At 64.0% G+C, this 16,231-nt stretch carries 13 protein-coding genes; 8 read left to right on the top strand and 5 right to left on the bottom strand.

Annotated features, from left to right (window positions below; translation table 11 throughout):
• Positions 1-12 precede the first annotated feature (12 nt).
• The 4 genes from AC5J09_RS13110 (at position 13) to AC5J09_RS13095 (ending at position 6,517) form a co-directional block, all read left to right on the top strand.
• Positions 13-1,023, top strand: a complete 1,011-nt coding sequence (locus AC5J09_RS13110) for an ABC transporter ATP-binding protein (protein ID WP_018093823.1) — start codon at positions 13-15, stop codon at positions 1,021-1,023.
• A 404-nt stretch (positions 1,024-1,427) separates the two neighbouring features.
• Complete coding sequence (locus AC5J09_RS13105; protein WP_494297771.1) at positions 1,428-2,639, top strand: efflux RND transporter periplasmic adaptor subunit; 1,212 nt, start codon at positions 1,428-1,430, stop codon at positions 2,637-2,639.
• A 10-nt stretch (positions 2,640-2,649) separates the two neighbouring features.
• Positions 2,650-5,796, top strand: coding sequence for a multidrug efflux RND transporter permease subunit (locus AC5J09_RS13100; RefSeq protein WP_100669887.1), 3,147 nt, complete (start codon positions 2,650-2,652; stop codon positions 5,794-5,796).
• Between the two features lie 64 nt (positions 5,797-5,860).
• Positions 5,861-6,517: a TetR family transcriptional regulator gene (locus AC5J09_RS13095; RefSeq protein WP_494297770.1), complete on the top strand. Its 657-nt coding sequence runs from the start codon at positions 5,861-5,863 to the stop codon at positions 6,515-6,517.
• A gap of 116 nt (positions 6,518-6,633) precedes the next feature.
• Here the strand turns inward: AC5J09_RS13095 and AC5J09_RS13090 are convergent, their stop codons facing one another.
• The 3 genes from AC5J09_RS13090 to recF are packed head-to-tail and all read right to left on the bottom strand — an operon-like array spanning position 6,634 to position 9,039.
• Positions 6,634-7,104 carry a GNAT family N-acetyltransferase gene (locus tag AC5J09_RS13090; protein WP_100669889.1) on the bottom strand — a complete coding sequence of 157 codons (471 nt, stop codon included), beginning with the start codon at positions 7,102-7,104 and terminating at the stop codon, positions 6,634-6,636.
• Positions 7,105-7,111: 7 nt separating this feature from the next.
• Entirely contained in the window at positions 7,112-7,888 is a 777-nt protein-coding gene (locus AC5J09_RS13085) for a molybdopterin-synthase adenylyltransferase MoeB (protein ID WP_324762676.1), read from the bottom strand.
• A 26-nt stretch (positions 7,889-7,914) separates the two neighbouring features.
• On the bottom strand, positions 7,915-9,039 hold the full coding sequence (recF, locus tag AC5J09_RS13080) for a DNA replication/repair protein RecF (RefSeq protein WP_494297769.1): 1,125 nt from the start codon (positions 9,037-9,039) through the stop codon (positions 7,915-7,917).
• Positions 9,040-9,273: 234 nt separating this feature from the next.
• Here recF and AC5J09_RS13075 point away from each other — a divergent pair, with 234 nt between their 5' ends.
• The 4 genes from AC5J09_RS13075 (at position 9,274) to AC5J09_RS13060 (ending at position 12,561) form a co-directional block, all read left to right on the top strand.
• Positions 9,274-9,918, top strand: coding sequence for a DUF47 domain-containing protein (locus AC5J09_RS13075; protein WP_018093816.1), 645 nt, complete (start codon positions 9,274-9,276; stop codon positions 9,916-9,918).
• Complete coding sequence (locus tag AC5J09_RS13070; protein ID WP_018093815.1) at positions 9,918-10,922, top strand: inorganic phosphate transporter; 1,005 nt, start codon at positions 9,918-9,920, stop codon at positions 10,920-10,922. The genes AC5J09_RS13075 and AC5J09_RS13070 overlap by 1 nt, the downstream gene beginning before the upstream one ends.
• A gap of 114 nt (positions 10,923-11,036) precedes the next feature.
• On the top strand, positions 11,037-11,672 hold the full coding sequence (locus AC5J09_RS13065) for a DUF1326 domain-containing protein (RefSeq protein WP_494297768.1): 636 nt from the start codon (positions 11,037-11,039) through the stop codon (positions 11,670-11,672).
• 4 nt (positions 11,673-11,676) lie between these two features.
• Positions 11,677-12,561: a DUF2182 domain-containing protein gene (locus AC5J09_RS13060; RefSeq protein ID WP_494297767.1), complete on the top strand. Its 885-nt coding sequence runs from the start codon at positions 11,677-11,679 to the stop codon at positions 12,559-12,561.
• Between the two features lie 131 nt (positions 12,562-12,692).
• Here AC5J09_RS13060 and dnaJ read toward each other — a convergent pair whose 3' ends face one another.
• The gene (gene dnaJ / locus AC5J09_RS13055; protein WP_018093812.1) at positions 12,693-13,832 is read right to left on the bottom strand and encodes a molecular chaperone DnaJ; all 1,140 of its coding nucleotides are present in this window, start codon (positions 13,830-13,832) and stop codon (positions 12,693-12,695) included.
• Between the two features lie 273 nt (positions 13,833-14,105).
• On the bottom strand, positions 14,106-16,031 hold the full coding sequence (gene dnaK / locus AC5J09_RS13050; RefSeq protein WP_018093811.1) for a molecular chaperone DnaK: 1,926 nt from the start codon (positions 16,029-16,031) through the stop codon (positions 14,106-14,108).
• Between the last annotated feature and the right edge of the window lie 200 nt (positions 16,032-16,231).

Genomic DNA, 16,231 nt, shown 5'->3' with positions numbered 1-16,231 from the left:
AGAGGGCGACACGTGGGATCACTTCAACTCAAAACCATCCGCAAGGCCTTCGGCAGTCATGAGGTGCTGAAGGGCATCGACCTGGACGTGAAGGACGGCGAGTTCGTCATCTTCGTCGGTCCGTCCGGCTGCGGAAAGTCGACGCTTCTGCGCACTATCGCCGGCCTCGAGGACGCGACCTCGGGCAGCGTTCAGATCGACGGCGTCGAGGTCGGCCATGTGGCGCCGGCCAAGCGCGGCATCGCCATGGTGTTTCAGTCCTACGCGCTCTATCCGCACCTGACCGTCAAGGACAATATGGGCCTCGGGCTGAAGCAGGCGGGTGTGCCGAAGGCGGAGATCGAAGAAAAGGTCGCCAAGGCGGCCGGCATGCTGTCGCTCGAACCCTATCTCGCCCGCCGTCCGGCCGAGCTTTCCGGCGGCCAGCGTCAGCGCGTGGCGATCGGCCGCGCGATCGTGCGCGAGCCGAAGCTCTTCCTTTTCGACGAGCCGCTGTCGAACCTCGACGCGGCGCTGCGCGTCAACACGCGGCTCGAGATCGCCCGCCTTCACCGCAGCCTCAAGGCGACGATGATCTACGTGACCCACGATCAGGTCGAGGCGATGACGCTTGCCGACAAGATCGTCGTGCTGAATGCCGGCCGGATCGAGCAAGTCGGCTCGCCGATGGAGCTCTACAATCGCCCGGCCAACCTTTTCGTCGCCGGCTTCATCGGCTCGCCGCAGATGAATTTCATCGAAGCCGCAAAGCTCGGCGACGGAGAGGCAAAGACGATCGGTATCCGTCCGGAGCATATCGGCCTCTCCCGTGAAAGCGGGGACTGGAAGGGCAAGGTGATCCATGTCGAGCATCTTGGCGCCGACACGATCATCTATATCGAATCGGAGACGGTCGGCCTGCTGACGGTGCGCCTCTTCGGCGAACACCGCTACGCCGCCGACGACATCGTCCACGCGACGCCGGTAATCGGCAGCATGCACCGCTTCGATGCGGACGGGCGCGTGATCAAGTCGGGTCAGTAAGAGACGAAGCGCCGGTGTGATTGCCCGCTCCCCGCCCGCGGGGCATGGCATCGTGGCGCAGACGGTCCCCCTATTTCCTTCTCCCCGCCGGCGGGGAGAAGGTCGCGGCAGCCGGATGACGGGCCGATTTGCACTCTGAAACAGCTTCGGCCCGAATCACACCTGCGTGATCACCACGCGCCGCAACGCCGAAACCGTTGCGGCTCTTCCCTTTTTTGCCTCCCCGTCCGGCGCGTCGAAACTCTGTTGCACTGCGGCAGAAATTAACATACATTGGCGTCTGTATATTAGCTTTCCGGTATTTTCCACGCCGATACCGGCTCCGCTTCACCTCACTTTTGGACCGCGCAGCGCTTGCGAAACGCCGCGACTGCGGCCGGTCCTTTGACAATATGGACATTGCGATGCGCATGAACCGACCGATATTGGCCGCCGCGCTGGCATCCGTGATTTTTCTCGCGGGCTGCCAGAAGAATGAAGAACAGCAGGCAGCGGCTGCCGCCCCTCCGCCGTCGCCGGTCGCCGTCTTCACGACGAAGGCGGAACCGCTGCCGATCACCAACGAACTGCCCGGCCGCATCACCGCCACCCGCATCGCCGAGGTCCGCCCGCGCATCTCCGGCATCGTCGTCGAGCGCGTGTTCGAGCAGGGCACCATGGTCAAGGAAGGCGACGTGCTCTACCGCATCGACCCGGCACCGTTCCAGGTCAAGGTGGACAGCGCCGCGGCGACGCTGAAGCGCGCTCAGGCGGTGGTCGATCAGGCCAAGCGGACGGCCGACCGCCAGTCGCGACTGAAGGAGGCGCAGGTCACCGCAGTGCAGCAGTACGACGATGCGATCGCGGCCCTCGCCCAGGCCGAGGCCGATGTCGGCATCGCCGAGGCAGGGCTCGCCGAGGCCAAGCTCAATCTGCAATATACGAACGTCACGGCTCCGATCAGCGGCCGGATCGGCCGGGCGCTGATCACCGAAGGCGCGCTCGTCAACACCAACGACACCCAGAACCTTGCAATGATTCAGCAGCTCGACCCGATCTATGCCGATTTCACCCAGTCGGCGACGGATCTGATCCGCCTGCGCAAGGCGCTCAAGGACGGCCAGTGGATGAGCGCCAACAACGAGGCCGAAGTTCAGCTGATCCTCGACGACGGGACGCCCTACGCCCTCAAGGGCAGGCTGCTCTTCTCCGAAGCCGCCGTCGACGCGACCACGGGCCAGGTGACGCTGCGCGGCGAATTCCCCAACCCGAACAACGATCTGCTGCCGGGCATGTATGTCCGCGTCCAGATCCAGCAGGGTTTGGAAAAGGACGCGATCACCGTCCCGCAGCAGGCCGTGCAGCGCAACAATGCCGGGCAGTCGCAGGTCTATGTCGTGAATGCCGACAACAAGGTTGAATTCCGCAACGTCACGCTCGGACGCACCGTCGGCGAGCGCTGGCAGGTGACCTCCGGCCTGAAACCCGGCGAAAAGGTCATAGTCGAGGGCTTCCAGAAAGTCGGCCCGGGCGCGCCCGTGCAGCCTTCCGACTGGAACCCGAACGCAAAGCCCGCGCCCGAACAGGCCAGCGCTTCGGCAGATGCCGGCGAAAAGCCCGGCACCGAAGTGAAGTGAGACCGATATCATGCCCAGTTTTTTCATAGACAGGCCGATCTTTGCCTGGGTGGTGGCGATCTTCATCATGATCGCCGGCATCATCGCTATTCCGCTCCTGCCGGTTTCGCAGTATCCGGATGTCGCACCGCCGCAGATATCGATCAATACCAACTATCCCGGCGCCTCCTCGCAGGACACCTATCAGAGCGTCACGCGGCTGATCGAGGATGAGCTGAACGGCGTCGAGGGGCTGCTTTACTTCGAATCGTCGACCAGCTCCTCCGGCTCGGTCTCGATCGACGCCACCTTCCAGCCGGGCACCGATCCGAGCCAGGCCTCCGTCGACATTCAGAACCGGGTGCAGCGCGTCGAACCGCGCCTGCCCGATCCCGTCAGGCAGCAAGGCGTGCAGGTGGACGAGGCCGGCGCCGGCTTCCTGCTGATCATCTCGCTGACTTCGACCGACGGTTCGATGGACGCGATCGGGCTTGGCGACTATCTCAGCCGCAACGTGCTCAGCGAAATCCAGCGCGTGCCCGGCGTCGGACGCGCCCAGCTCTTTGCGACCGAGCGCTCGATGCGCGTCTGGCTCGATCCCGACAAGATGCTCGGCCTCAACCTGACGGCGGCCGACGTCACGGCAGCGATCCAGGCTCAGAACGCCCAGATCGCCTCGGGCTCGATCGGCGCCCAGCCGAATCCGATCACGCAGCAGGTCACCGCTCCGGTCGTCATCAAGGGTCAGCTTTCGAGCCCGGAAGAATTCGGTGCCATCGTGCTCAGGGCGAATGCCGACGGCTCCGCCGTGCGGCTGCGCGACGTCGCGCGCCTCGAGATCGGCGGCGAAAGCTACACCTTCTCCACCCGACTCAACGGCAGCCCCTCGGCGGCCATCGCCGTGCAGCTCTCTCCGAGCGGCAACGCGATGTCGACCTCGGCAGCGATCAAGGCGCGCATGGACGAGCTGGCGGAGTTCTTCCCGGAAGGGCTCGAATATTCGGTCCCCTATGACACCTCGCCCTTCGTCGCGGTGTCGATTGAGAAGGTGCTGCACACCCTCGTCGAGGCCGTCGGCCTCGTCTTCCTGGTAATGTTCCTCTTCCTGCAGAACGTCCGCTACACGATCATTCCCACCATCGTCGTGCCGGTCGCCCTGCTCGGCACCTGCGCCGTCATGCTGGCGATGGGCTTCTCGATCAACGTGCTGACGATGTTCGGCATGGTGCTGGCGATCGGCATTCTCGTCGACGATGCGATCATCGTGGTCGAGAACGTCGAGCGTATCATGTCGGAAGAAGGGCTCACTCCGAAGGATGCAACCCGCAAGGCGATGAAGCAGATCACCGGTGCGGTGATCGGCATCACCCTGGTGCTGGCTTCGGTGTTCATCCCGATGGCCTTCTTCCCGGGCGCCGTCGGCGTGATCTATCGCCAGTTCAGTCTTACCATGGTCGTCTCGATCCTGTTCTCGGCGCTGCTTGCGCTGTCGCTGACGCCGGCGCTTTGCGCAAGCTTCCTCAAGCAGGTTCCGAAAGGTCACCATCACGCCAAGCGCGGCTTCTTCGGCTGGTTCAATCGCGGCTTCGACCGGACGTCGCACGGCTACACGCGCGCCGTCGGAGGCATCGTCAGGCGGACCGGCCGCTTCATGGTCATCTATCTAGCGCTGCTTGCCGGCCTCGGCTGGGCCTTTCTCCAGCTCCCTTCGTCCTTTCTGCCGGACGAGGACCAGGGCTTCGTCATCGTGATGATGCAATTGCCTTCGGAAGCGACTGCAAACCGCACCACGGAGGTGATCGAGCAGACCGAGACCATCTTCGGCCAGGAAAAGGCGGTCGACACGATCGTGGCGATCAACGGTTTTTCCTTTTTCGGCAGCGGGCAGAATGCGGGGCTCGCATTCGTGACGCTCAAGGACTGGAGCGAGCGCGATGCTGACAACTCCGCCCAGTCGATCGCCGGCCGCGCCACGATGGCCATGAGCCAGATCAAGGATGCGATCAGCTTCGCTCTGTCGCCTCCGGCGATCCAGGGGCTCGGGACGACCGGCGGGTTTTCTTTCCGCCTGCAGGACCGTGCGGGTCTCGGTCAAGAGGCGCTGGCGCAAGCGCGCGATCAGCTGCTCGGCCTCGCCTCCCAGAGCAAGGTCCTGACCGGAGTCCGCTTCGAGGGCATGCCCGATGCGGCGCAGGTCAGCGTCAATATCGACCGCGAGAAGGCCAATACCTTCGGCGTGACCTTTGCCGACATCAACTCGACCATCTCGACCAATCTCGGCTCGTCCTATGTCAACGACTTCCCGAATGCCGGCCGCATGCAGCGCGTGACGGTGCAGGCGGACGAGACGAAGCGCATGCAGACGGCGGATCTCCTGAACCTGAACGTCCGCAACTCCAATGGCGGCATGGTTCCGCTTTCGGCCTTTGCGGACGTGGAATGGGTCAAGGCGCCGACGCAAACGGTGGGCTATAACGGTTATCCGGCGGTCCGCATCAGCGGCGAGGCCGCTCCCGGCTACTCCTCCGGCGATGCGATCGCCGAGATGGAGCGCCTGGTGGCCCAGCTTCCCGCGGGCTTCGGCTATGAGTGGACAGGGCAGTCGCTGCAGGAAATCCAGTCGGGCTCGCAGGCGCCGCTCCTGATTGCGCTCTCCTGCCTGCTCGTCTTCCTGTGCCTGGCCGCACTCTATGAGAGCTGGTCCATTCCGGTCTCGGTCATCATGGTCGTGCCGCTCGGCGTCATCGGCGCCGTGCTTGCCGTGACGATGCGCGACATGCCGAACGATGTCTACTTCAAGGTCGGCCTGATCGCGATCATCGGGCTTTCGGCGAAGAACGCGATCCTGATCATCGAGTTCGCCAAGGAACTCCGCGAACAGGGCAAGTCGCTCATCGACTCGACACTGGAGGCTGCGCATCTGCGCTTCCGGCCGATCCTGATGACCTCGCTCGCCTTCACCCTCGGCGTCCTGCCGCTGGCGATCGCGACGGGCGCAAGTTCCGGCAGCCAGCGCGCCATCGGCACGGGGGTCATGGGCGGCATGATCTCGGCGACGGTGCTGGCGATCTTCTTCGTCCCGGTCTTCTTCGTGTTCGTGATGAAGATCTTCGAACGCGGAAGAGCGGCGCCGGAGGCGGCCAAGCCAGCATCCGAAACCGCCAGCCCGGCCGAATAATATCGAAGACAGCCCGCCCGCCCACGGCGGCGGGCGGGCCGTCGCCGAAGGAGAATTTGAATAGATGCGCCGAACCAAGGCCGACGCCGAGGCTACAAGACAGAAGATCCTGTGTGCCGCCGAGCGGATGTTCTACAACAAGGGCGTTCCCAACACGACGCTCGAGGAAGTGGCGAAGGAGGCGGGCGTCACTCGCGGCGCCATCTACTGGCATTTCGCCAACAAGACGGATCTCTTCCTCGCCCTTTACGAGGCCGTGCCGCTGCCTCACGAAGACATGATCGCACGCGAGATCGAAACGGAAGCCTTCGACACGCTCGCCATCGTCGAGAGCGCGACCAGCGACTGGTTGACGACCCTGGCCGCGGACGAGCAGCGGCAGCGCATTCTCGCGATCATGCTGCGCTGCGACTACGACAATGACATGTCCGCCGTTCTCGTGCGCCAGCGCGAGATCGAGGAGCGCCACGATGCCCTTCTGGAGCTTGCCTTCGCCCGGGCACTGGAAAGGGGTCAGTTGCAGGAGCACTGGGCGCCGCCGACCGCGGCGCGAGCCCTGCGCTGGATGATGATGGGGCTCTGTACCGAATGGCTGCTGTTCGGCCGCCGCTTCGACCTCGTAGCCCAGGGGAGCGAAGCGCTCCAGTCTCTCTTTGCGGGCTTCCGGCGGGTGCCGGCTCGCGGCGATACCTCCCCGCACCTCGGCCCTGGAGCGGAATGAGGAAAAGAGCGGGATGAGGAAGAACGTGTGCGGTTTCCGCCCGCATCCCGCGTCTCAACTTCCTGAAACCGATCACGGTCGTGTTTTAGGTCGACCCGACCCAAAAGCATCGTGATCTAGCTGAGCACTTTGCGCATATCGACCGAGGTCGGGCGGGTGAAGCCTGGATGGGCGGTTCGCGCCGTCTCCACGAAGCCCAAAGCCGCAAAAGCGGCCTGGTTCCCGGTGAGTTCGATGCGTGTCTGAAGCCTCAGCGCAGGCAGGCCCAGACCACGCGCCGTTTCCTCGGCGGCGGCGATGAGCATCCGCCCTACTCCCTTTCCCTGGAAGCCGGGAGCGACGGCGAGTTTGCCGATATAGAGACAGTCCGCTTCCGGCTTGCAGAAGATGCAGCCCAGGAGGTCACGCCCGGCGACGGCCGCGAAGGCGATCTCGTCTCTTGCTTTCCGGTTAAGGGAGGCCGCCGTCAGGGCATGGGCTGAGGAGGGCGGATCGATGCGGCCGTCCATATAGGCGAAGGACGCACGGATCAGCGACAGCAACTCCTCGTAACGATCGAAGCTGGCGTCGATGCGAACCGTCTCCATGGCGTCCTCAGCGCGTGCCGCGTCGATAGCGGATCGTGTCGAACCGGGCGGCGAGCGCATCGTAGAGCAGCAGACGGCCGACCAGCGGCTCGCCGATGCCGGTGACGAGCTTGATCGCTTCCATCGCCTGCAGCGTGCCTATGACGCCGGTGAGCGCGCCCAGGACGCCCGCTTCGGCGCAGCTTGGCACGGTGCCCGGCGGCGGCGGCTCCGGGAAGAGATCGCGGTAGGAGGGGTTCGGGTGCCCCTCGGCATCGGTCTCGTAGGGCTTCAGCACGGTGACCGAGCCATCGAAGCGTCCGACGGCACCGGTGACGAGCGCCACGCCTGCCGCCGCGGCCGTATCGGCGGCGAGATAACGCGTATCGAAATTATCCGACCCGTCGACGACGAGATCGTATTGGCGCATGAGCGCATCTGCATTTTCGGCGTCCAGCCTGAGCGCGTGCGTCATGACCTTCACATGCGGATTGAGGGCGTCGATCGCCGCGGCGGCGCTCTCGACCTTCGGCCGCCCGATATCGGCGGTGGCGTGGATCACCTGACGCTGCAGGTTCGACAACGAGACCACGTCATCGTCGACGACCCCGAGCGTGCCGACACCGGCGGCCGCGAGATATTGCAGAGCCGGCGCGCCGAGCCCGCCCGCGCCGATGACGAGCACGCGCGCGGCCTTGAGTTTCTGCTGCCCCGGGCCGCCGATCTCCGGCAGCACGATGTGGCGTGCGTAGCGCGCAATCTCCGAAGGAGCGAGCGTCGCATCGGTCGTCATATGCGTCTCCATTTAATTTCCGCGGACGGCGCTCTATGTCACCCGGAAACGCGGCCGTTTGCAACGGCCAGATATTGAGCCCGCTCGCCAAGGGCGTCGAACATCGCCCGGTCGGTGCCCGTCATGAAGGCCTGGCCGCCGAGCCCATCGACCAGATCGAAGAGGGCGGCACGGCGTCCCCGGTCGAGATGGGCGGCGATTTCGTCGAGCAGCAACACCGGGGCGTGGCCGGTCATATCCCCGACGAGCCGTGCATGCGCGAGAACCAGACCGACGAGCAGCGCCTTCTGCTCGCCGGTCGAACAACGCTCGGCCTCCATGTCCTTTTCCCGGTGGCGGATCAGGAGATCGGTGCGGTGCGGCCCGTCGAGCGTGCGGCCGGCGGCCGCATCGCGGGAACGGCCTTCGGCGAGCATTGCCAGATAACGCTCTTCGAGTTCAAAGGCGGGAATACCTGCACAGTCGTCGAGAAAGCCGGCGAGCGACAGGCTTGCGGACGGAAAGGTCCCATCGCTCCGGCTTCGCTCGACGAGGGCCGAGAGCAGGCCGAGCATCTCCTGACGGGCGAGCGCCATGGAGATGCCGAGCCCGGCCATTTCGCGCTCGATGGCCGACAGCCAGGCGGGATCGGGTCGGAATTCCGAGAGTAGCCGGTTGCGGCTGCGCATGGCGCGCTCGAACTCGCTGGCGCGCCGGCCGTGCCCGGGATCGAGCGACAGTACCAGCCGGTCGAGAAAACGCCTGCGGTCGGCGGAAGGGCCGGTGAAGAGGCCATCCATCGCCGGCGTGAGCCAGAGCACCCGGAGGTGATCGGTGAGTTCGTCGACCGTGCGGGCCGCAGTGCCGTTGAGTCTGAGGCGCCGTGATTGCCCCTCCTCGGCCCCTTGAGTCCCCGTGCCGATCTCCACCGACCCTTCCATGCCGTCGATGGCGGCGAAGATCGAGAAACCATCGGCGGCGCCGACGCGGGAGATATCGGCATAGGCAGCGCGCCTCAAGCCGCGCCCGGGCGAAAGAAGGGAGACCGCCTCCATCAGATTGGTTTTCCCCGCGCCGTTCTCGCCGGTCAGCACCACATGGCGCTGGTCGAGGTCGAGCGCCAGCGTTGCATAGTTGCGGAAGTCGCTCAGTTTCAGACGTGTGAGAAAGACCTTGTGGGGCATTGCGGGTCCGAATTCGACGTTGCTGTCAGGTAGGATGAAAGCCGGGCCAAGGCAAGGCGGAAAGGGGTGTTCCGTCTGCCTCTCTCCGGCCCGCGGCGATTCCGTGTCCGGGCTGCGCATTTCCGCCCAATCGCCTGTGGGAAAGCCCTTTTTTTCGGCCGCATCGGAACTTTCCCCGAGCGCGCAAGTACAATATGACAACTGCGTGACAATCGACAGTTGGATGGATCGCTGATGCTCGGCCTGTTTCGCAAGCTCCTCCCCCGGGAAGACCGTTTCTTCGACCTCTTCGCCGACCATTCGCGCACCGTCATGGGTGCGGCGGAGGCGCTGAACGCGCTGCTTGCCGGCGGCCCCGACATCGAAAGCCATTGCGACCGCATCGTCGCGCTCGAAAACGAGGCCGACGAGATCACCCGCGAGGTTCTGCTGGCCGTCCGCCGCAGCTTCATCACCCCCTTCGACCGCGGCGACATCAAGGATCTCATCCAGTCGATGGACGATGCGATCGACATGATGCACAAGACGGTGAAAACGATCCGGCTCTATGAACAGAAGAGCTTCGACCCCGGCATGCAGGCCATGGGCGCGGCGGTCGTCGAGGCCGCCCATCTGGTCGCCGAGGCCATTCCGCTCCTCAGTCGCATCGGCGCCAATGCCCATCGCCTCGGCGCCATCGCCGAGGAGGTGACGCATGTCGAGGATAGGTCCGACCAGCTCCACGAGCAGGGCCTGAAGGATCTCTTCCAGCGCCACGGCGCTTCCAACCCCATGGCCTATATCATCGGCAGCGAGATCTACGGCGAACTGGAAAAGGTCGTCGACCGCTTCGAGGACGTGGCAAACGAAATCAGCGGCATCGTGATCGAGAACGTCTGATGGATGCGACGCTCGCCTTCCCGCTGCTCGTGGGGCTCATTGCCGTCGCGCTTTTCTTCGACTTCCTCAACGGGCTGCACGATGCGGCCAATTCGATCGCGACCATCGTTTCGACCCGCGTGCTCCGGCCGCAATATGCGGTTTTCTGGGCAGCGTTCTTCAACTTCATCGCTTTCCTCTTCTTCGGACTGCACGTCGCCGAAACGCTCGGAACGGGCATCATCGATCCGGGTATCGTCACGCCGCAGGTGATCTTCGCGGCGCTGATGGGCGCAATCACCTGGAACATCGTCACCTGGGTCTTCGGCATCCCGTCGAGTTCCTCGCACGCGCTCATCGGCGGCCTCGTCGGTGCCGGGCTGGCCAAGACCGGTTTCAGCTCGATCGTCTGGCAAGGACTGCTGAAGACCGCCGGCGCCATCGTCATGTCGCCGGGCATCGGCTTCGTTCTGGCACTGCTGTTGATCCTGATCGTCTCCTGGGTGTTCGTTCGCCAGACACCCTTCGCGGTCGACAGCACCTTCCGGGTGCTGCAATTCGTTTCGGCTTCCCTCTATTCGCTCGGCCATGGCGGCAACGATGCGCAGAAGACCATGGGCATCATTGCCGTGCTCCTCTTCTCGCAGGGCTATCTCGGCTCGGAATTCTACGTGCCCTTCTGGGTGGTCATCACATGCCAGGCGGCGATCGCGCTCGGCACGCTCTTCGGCGGCTGGAGGATCGTCCACACGATGGGCTCGAAGATCACCAAGCTCAACCCGATGCAGGGCTTCTGCGCCGAGACGGGCGGCGCCATCACGCTGTTCGCGGCGACCTGGCTCGGCATTCCGGTTTCGACCACCCACACGATCACCGGCGCGATCATCGGCGTCGGCGCGGCGAGGCGGGTGTCGGCGGTGCGGTGGGGGCTCGCCGGCAACATCGTCGTCGCGTGGGTGATCACCATGCCGGCGGCAGCGTTGATCTCGGCGCTCTGCTATTTCGCCGTGGACCTCATCGCCTGACGCTTTCGCCAGGCACCCCGTTGGCATTGCCGTCGGCGGGGAGTATATTCCCGCTATCTAATAGAATTGCATTCGGAGGAGAGTGAAACTTCCATCGTATCTGGGGAGGAAACGATGACGGACGTCGAGTGGACGATCAAGGGCCGCGAATTCATCCATTGCAACTGCGCCTATGGCTGCCCGTGCCAGTTCAACGCACTGCCTACCGAGGGGCATTGCCGCGCGATCGGGGTCGTCGATATCGACGAGGGACACCATGGCGACACCCGGCTGGACGGCTTGAGATGCGGCATGATCGTATCCTGGCCCGGCGCCATTCATGAGGGCAGGGGCGCGGTGGTTCCGATCATCGACGAGCGTGCCTCCGACGAGCAGCGGGAGGCGCTGCTACGGATCATGAGCGGCCAGGACACCGAGCCCGGCGCGACCTTCTTCCAGGTGTTCGCGACGACTTTCGAGACCTTCCACGACCCGGTTTTCGCGCCGATCGATTTCGAGATCGACGTCGAAAGGCGCTCGGCGCGCGTCAACATTCCGGGATGGATGGAGGCTCGCGGCGAGCCCATCGTCAATCCGGTGACCGGTGAGGAGCACCACGCCCGCATCAACCTTCCGCACGGCTTCGAATACGACCGCTGCGAGGTGGGGCGCGGCTGGGCCGAGACGAGCGGGCCGCTGGCAGTTTCGCTCGCGGATTCGCACGCCCACTTCGCCAATCTGCACATGACCGGAAGCGGCGTGGTTCACTGACGTCATGCCGGCCGACACCGCGCTTGAAAGCCTGCTCAGACGGGATCGCGTCATCGTGGCAGCGTCGCTCGCCGCATTGACGGTGATCGCCTGGACATACACTCTTTGGCTGGCAGCAGCCATGAGCGGCGACGGCATGAGCATGTCCGGTCCCGGCATGGGAGCGGACATGCGGATGGACCCTGCCATGGAGATGGACGGCATGGAGATGGAAGCCGGCGCCGCCCTGTCGCTCGGCACCGTCCTCGGCATTTCACCGCGTCCCTGGAGTCCCGTAGAAGCCGGCGTCACCCTGACCATGTGGATCGTGATGATGGTCGGCATGATGCTGCCTTCGGCAACGCCGATGGTCCTGCTCTATGCCCGGGTCGGCCGGCAAAGCCGGAAGGAGGGCAAGCCCTTCGCGGCGACCGGTTTTTTCGCCGGCGGCTATCTCCTTGCCTGGGTGGGATTTGCGCTTGCCGCGACGCTTGGGCAATGGCTCATGGAGGGAACCCTGCTGTCGCCGGCGCTGGCAAGCGCCAGTCGCATCTTCAGCGGTGTCGTGTTGATCGTCGCGGGTCTTTACCAATGGACGCCGCTCAAGGATGCCTGCCTCAGCCAGTGTCAGACGCCGATCGTCTTCCTGCAGCGCCACGGCGGCTTTCGCCGCGACCCGGCGGGAGCCGTCGGACTGGGCTTGCGCCACGGGCTCTATTGCATCGGCTGCTGCTGGGCGCTGATGACGCTTCTTTTCGTCGGCGGCATCATGAATGTGCTCTGGATTGCGGCAATCGCCATCTTCGTGCTGGCGGAGAAGGTGTTCTTCCCGGGCCGCCTCCTCTCCCGTATTGCGGGCACGCTGCTCATCGCCGCCGGCCTGTGGCAATTGATTTCAGCTGCAATATAGGCGGATGGCGCCATGCAGGGGAACCGCCGCCGCCTTCTCCCGGTTTCACCGGAGAAGGGACAAGCCGCGCAATCCCGGGCCCCTTCCCCAAGCGGCCGCACAGGGGAAGGCGCAACATCCGAGACGTTACCTCAATCGCTCAACGTATCGAAGAAATCCTTCATCCGGGAGAAGAAGCCCGTCGATTCGGGATTGTTCTCCTTGGAGGAGATCTGCTCGAATTCCTGCAGCAACTCGCGTTGGCGCTTGGTGAGCTTCTGCGGCGTCTCGATTTGAATCTGGATATAGAGATCGCCCGTCTGGCTGGAGCGCAGCACCGGCATGCCCTTACCCTTGAGGCGGAACTGCTTGCCGGCCTGCGTGCCTTCCGGCACGGTGACGCGCGATTTGGTACCGTCGAGCGTGGTAACGTCGAACTTGCCGCCGAGCGCCGCCGTCGTCATCGAGATCGGCACGGCGCAATAGAGATCCGCGCCGTCGCGCTGATAGAACTCATGCGGCTTGACCGAGAGGAAGATGTAGAGGTCGCCCGCCGGGCCGCCGCGAAGGCCGGCCTCACCCTCGCCGGAAAGCCGGATGCGCGTGCCGTCCTCGATACCGGCCGGAATGTTGACCGAGAGCGTCCGCTCCTCCACGACGCGGCCCTGGCCGTGGCATTTGGTGCAGGGGTCGGCGATCGTCTGGCCACGCCCGCCGCAGGTCGGGCACGTCCGCTCGATCGAGAAGAAGCCCTGGGCCGCGCGGACACGGCCGGTGCCCTGACAGGTGCCGCAGGTCTTCGGGCTGGTACCGGGCTTGGCGCCCGTGCCGGTGCAGACGTCGCAGGTGATCGAGGTCGGCACACGGATCTGCGCCGTCTTGCCGGAATAGGCCTCCTCGAGCGAAATCTCCATGTTGTAGCGCAGGTCCGCGCCGCGCTCGCGTCCGCCGGACGAGCGGCGCTGACGGCCACCCATCATCTCGCCGAAGATGTCCTCGAAAATATCGGAAAAGCCGTGCGCTCCGCCGCCGGCGAAGCCGTTGCCGAAGCCTCCACCCATGCCGCCCTGCTCGAAGGCTGCATGGCCGTAACGGTCATAGGCTGCGCGTTTCTGCGGGTCCTTCAGCGTCTCATAGGCTTCGTTGATTTCCTTGAAGGACTTTTCCGATTCCTGGTCGCCGGGATTCCTGTCCGGGTGATATTTCATCGCGAGTTTGCGAAAGGCGCTCTTCAGCTCCTTTTCGTCCGCGTTTTTTTGAACGCCAAGCGTTTCGTAAAGATCACGTTTCATGCTTCAAAGATCGTCCTGTTATCAGCGACAGGGCTTGCCAGCGCGAAGGATCCGACGGCTGCCTGATTATCTTGCCACAGGATTTAGTAAACCTTTAAGCGCGATACCATAGCCAAGTCGGGGCGGAAGCCGTTTTTTGTCGGAAAACGGCGGTTTCGCAGCCACTTTCCTGCGCAGGGTCGGTTCGCTTCCACGCCTCGGGCTGCAGCCCATGAACCATCTATGAAAAAGCCCGGGATTGCTCCCGGGCCCGTTCATCGAAAGGCGAAGCCGTCAGGCCGACCGCTTACGGTCGTCTTCGTCCTTGACTTCCTCGTAGTCGGCGTCGACCACGTCATCGCCGGAGCGCTTGGCGTCGGCGGCGGCATCCGCATGGGCGGCGTCCGTCTGCTGAGCCTCATAGATCGCCTGACCGAGCTTCATGGAGACTTCCATGAGGGTATTGGTCTTGGCCTTGATGTCCTCGGCGTCCGGCTCGGAAGCTTCGACGGAGCTCTTGAGCGCTGCGATCGCATCCTCGATCGCCTTGCGGTCCGTCTCGGAAACCTTGTCGCCATGCTCCTGGAGCGACTTCTCCGAAGAATGGATCAGGCTTTCGGCCTGGTTCTTGGCCTCTACGCCTTCGCGGCGCTTCTTGTCGGCCTCCGCATTGGCTTCGGCATCCTTGACCATCTTCTCGATCTCGGCGTCGGAAAGGCCACCCGAGGCCTGGATGCGGATCTGGTGCTCCTTGCCCGTGCCCTTGTCCTTGGCGGACACCTGGACGATACCGTTCGCATCGATGTCGAACGTGACCTCGATTTGCGGCACGCCGCGCGGTGCCGGCGGAATGCCGACGAGATCGAACTGGCCGAGCAGCTTGTTGTCGGCCGCCATTTCACGCTCGCCCTGCGAGACGCGGATCGTCACGGCGGACTGGTTGTCGTCGGCCGTCGAGAAGACCTGGCTCTTCTTCGTCGGGATCGTCGTGTTGCGCTCGATCAGGCGGGTGAAGACGCCGCCGAGCGTTTCGATACCGAGCGAGAGCGGGGTGACGTCCAGCAGCAGCACGTCCTTGACGTCGCCCTGCAGAACGCCCGCCTGGATCGCGGCGCCCATGGCAACCACTTCATCCGGGTTGACACCCTTGTGCGGCTCCTTGCCGAAAAGCTGCTTCACCGTTTCCTGAACCTTCGGCATGCGGGTCATGCCGCCGACGAGAACGACTTCGTCGATCTCGGCAGCCGAAACGCCGGCATCCTTGAGCGCGGCCTTGCAGGGCGCGATGGTCTTCTGGATCAGGTCTTCGACCAGGCTCTCGAATTTGGCGCGGGACAGCTTCATCGTCAGGTGCTTCGGACCGGAAGCGTCCGCCGTGATGAACGGCAGGTTGATTTCGGTCTGCTGCGAGGACGAGAGTTCGATCTTCGCCTTTTCGGCAGCTTCCTTCAGGCGCTGCAGCGCGAGCTTGTCGTTCTTGAGGTCGATGCCCTGCTCCTTCTTGAACTCGGAGGCAAGATATTCGACGAGGCGCATGTCGAAGTCTTCACCGCCAAGGAAGGTGTCGCCGTTGGTCGACTTCACTTCGAAGACGCCGTCGCCGATTTCCAGGACCGAGATGTCGAACGTGCCGCCGCCAAGATCGTAGACGGCGATCGTCTTGCCTTCCTTCTTGTCGAGGCCGTAGGCAAGGGCCGCTGCGGTCGGCTCGTTGATGATGCGCAGCACGTCGAGACCGGCGATCTTGCCGGCATCCTTCGTGGCCTGGCGCTGAGCGTCGTTGAAGTAGGCCGGAACGGTGATGACGGCCTTTTCGACCTTTTCACCGAGATAGGACTCGGCCGTTTCCTTCATCTTCTGAAGGATCATCGCGGAGATCTGCGACGGAGAGTAGCTGGTGCCGTGGGCTTCGACCCAGGCGTCGCCATTGTCTGCCTTGACGATCTTGTAGGGGACCATCCCCTTATCCTTCTGGGTCGTGGGATCCTCGAAGGTGCGGCCGATCAGGCGCTTGATCGCAAAAAGCGTGTTCTCGGGATTGGTCACCGCCTGGCGCTTGGCCGGCTGGCCGACGAGACGTTCGCCGTCTTCGGTGAATGCCACCATGGAGGGGGTCGTGCGCGCGCCCTCCGCATTCTCGATCACCTTCGCGTCCTTGCCGTCCATGACGGAGACGCAGGAGTTGGTCGTTCCCAGGTCAATACCAATAACTTTAGCCATGTCGTTCTCTCCTTGCAGCGGACTGTCGGAACCCGGTCAGGCATTCGTGGGACAGCCCCTAACGGGATGGTCTTTGTCTTTCATCGCAGCCGCGGCTGCATCGATGCGGCGTATATAAGGACCGGCGTTTCGGACTGCAAGGCATTCTGCGGGGGGAACGACGGCAAATGCAAGCCGTCATCCACAAACACCCGACGGGG

This window comes from Sinorhizobium sp. (assembly GCF_059070375.1).
Note: the sequence above shows the minus strand (reverse complement) of the source record. Positions and strands in the feature narration are given on the sequence as shown.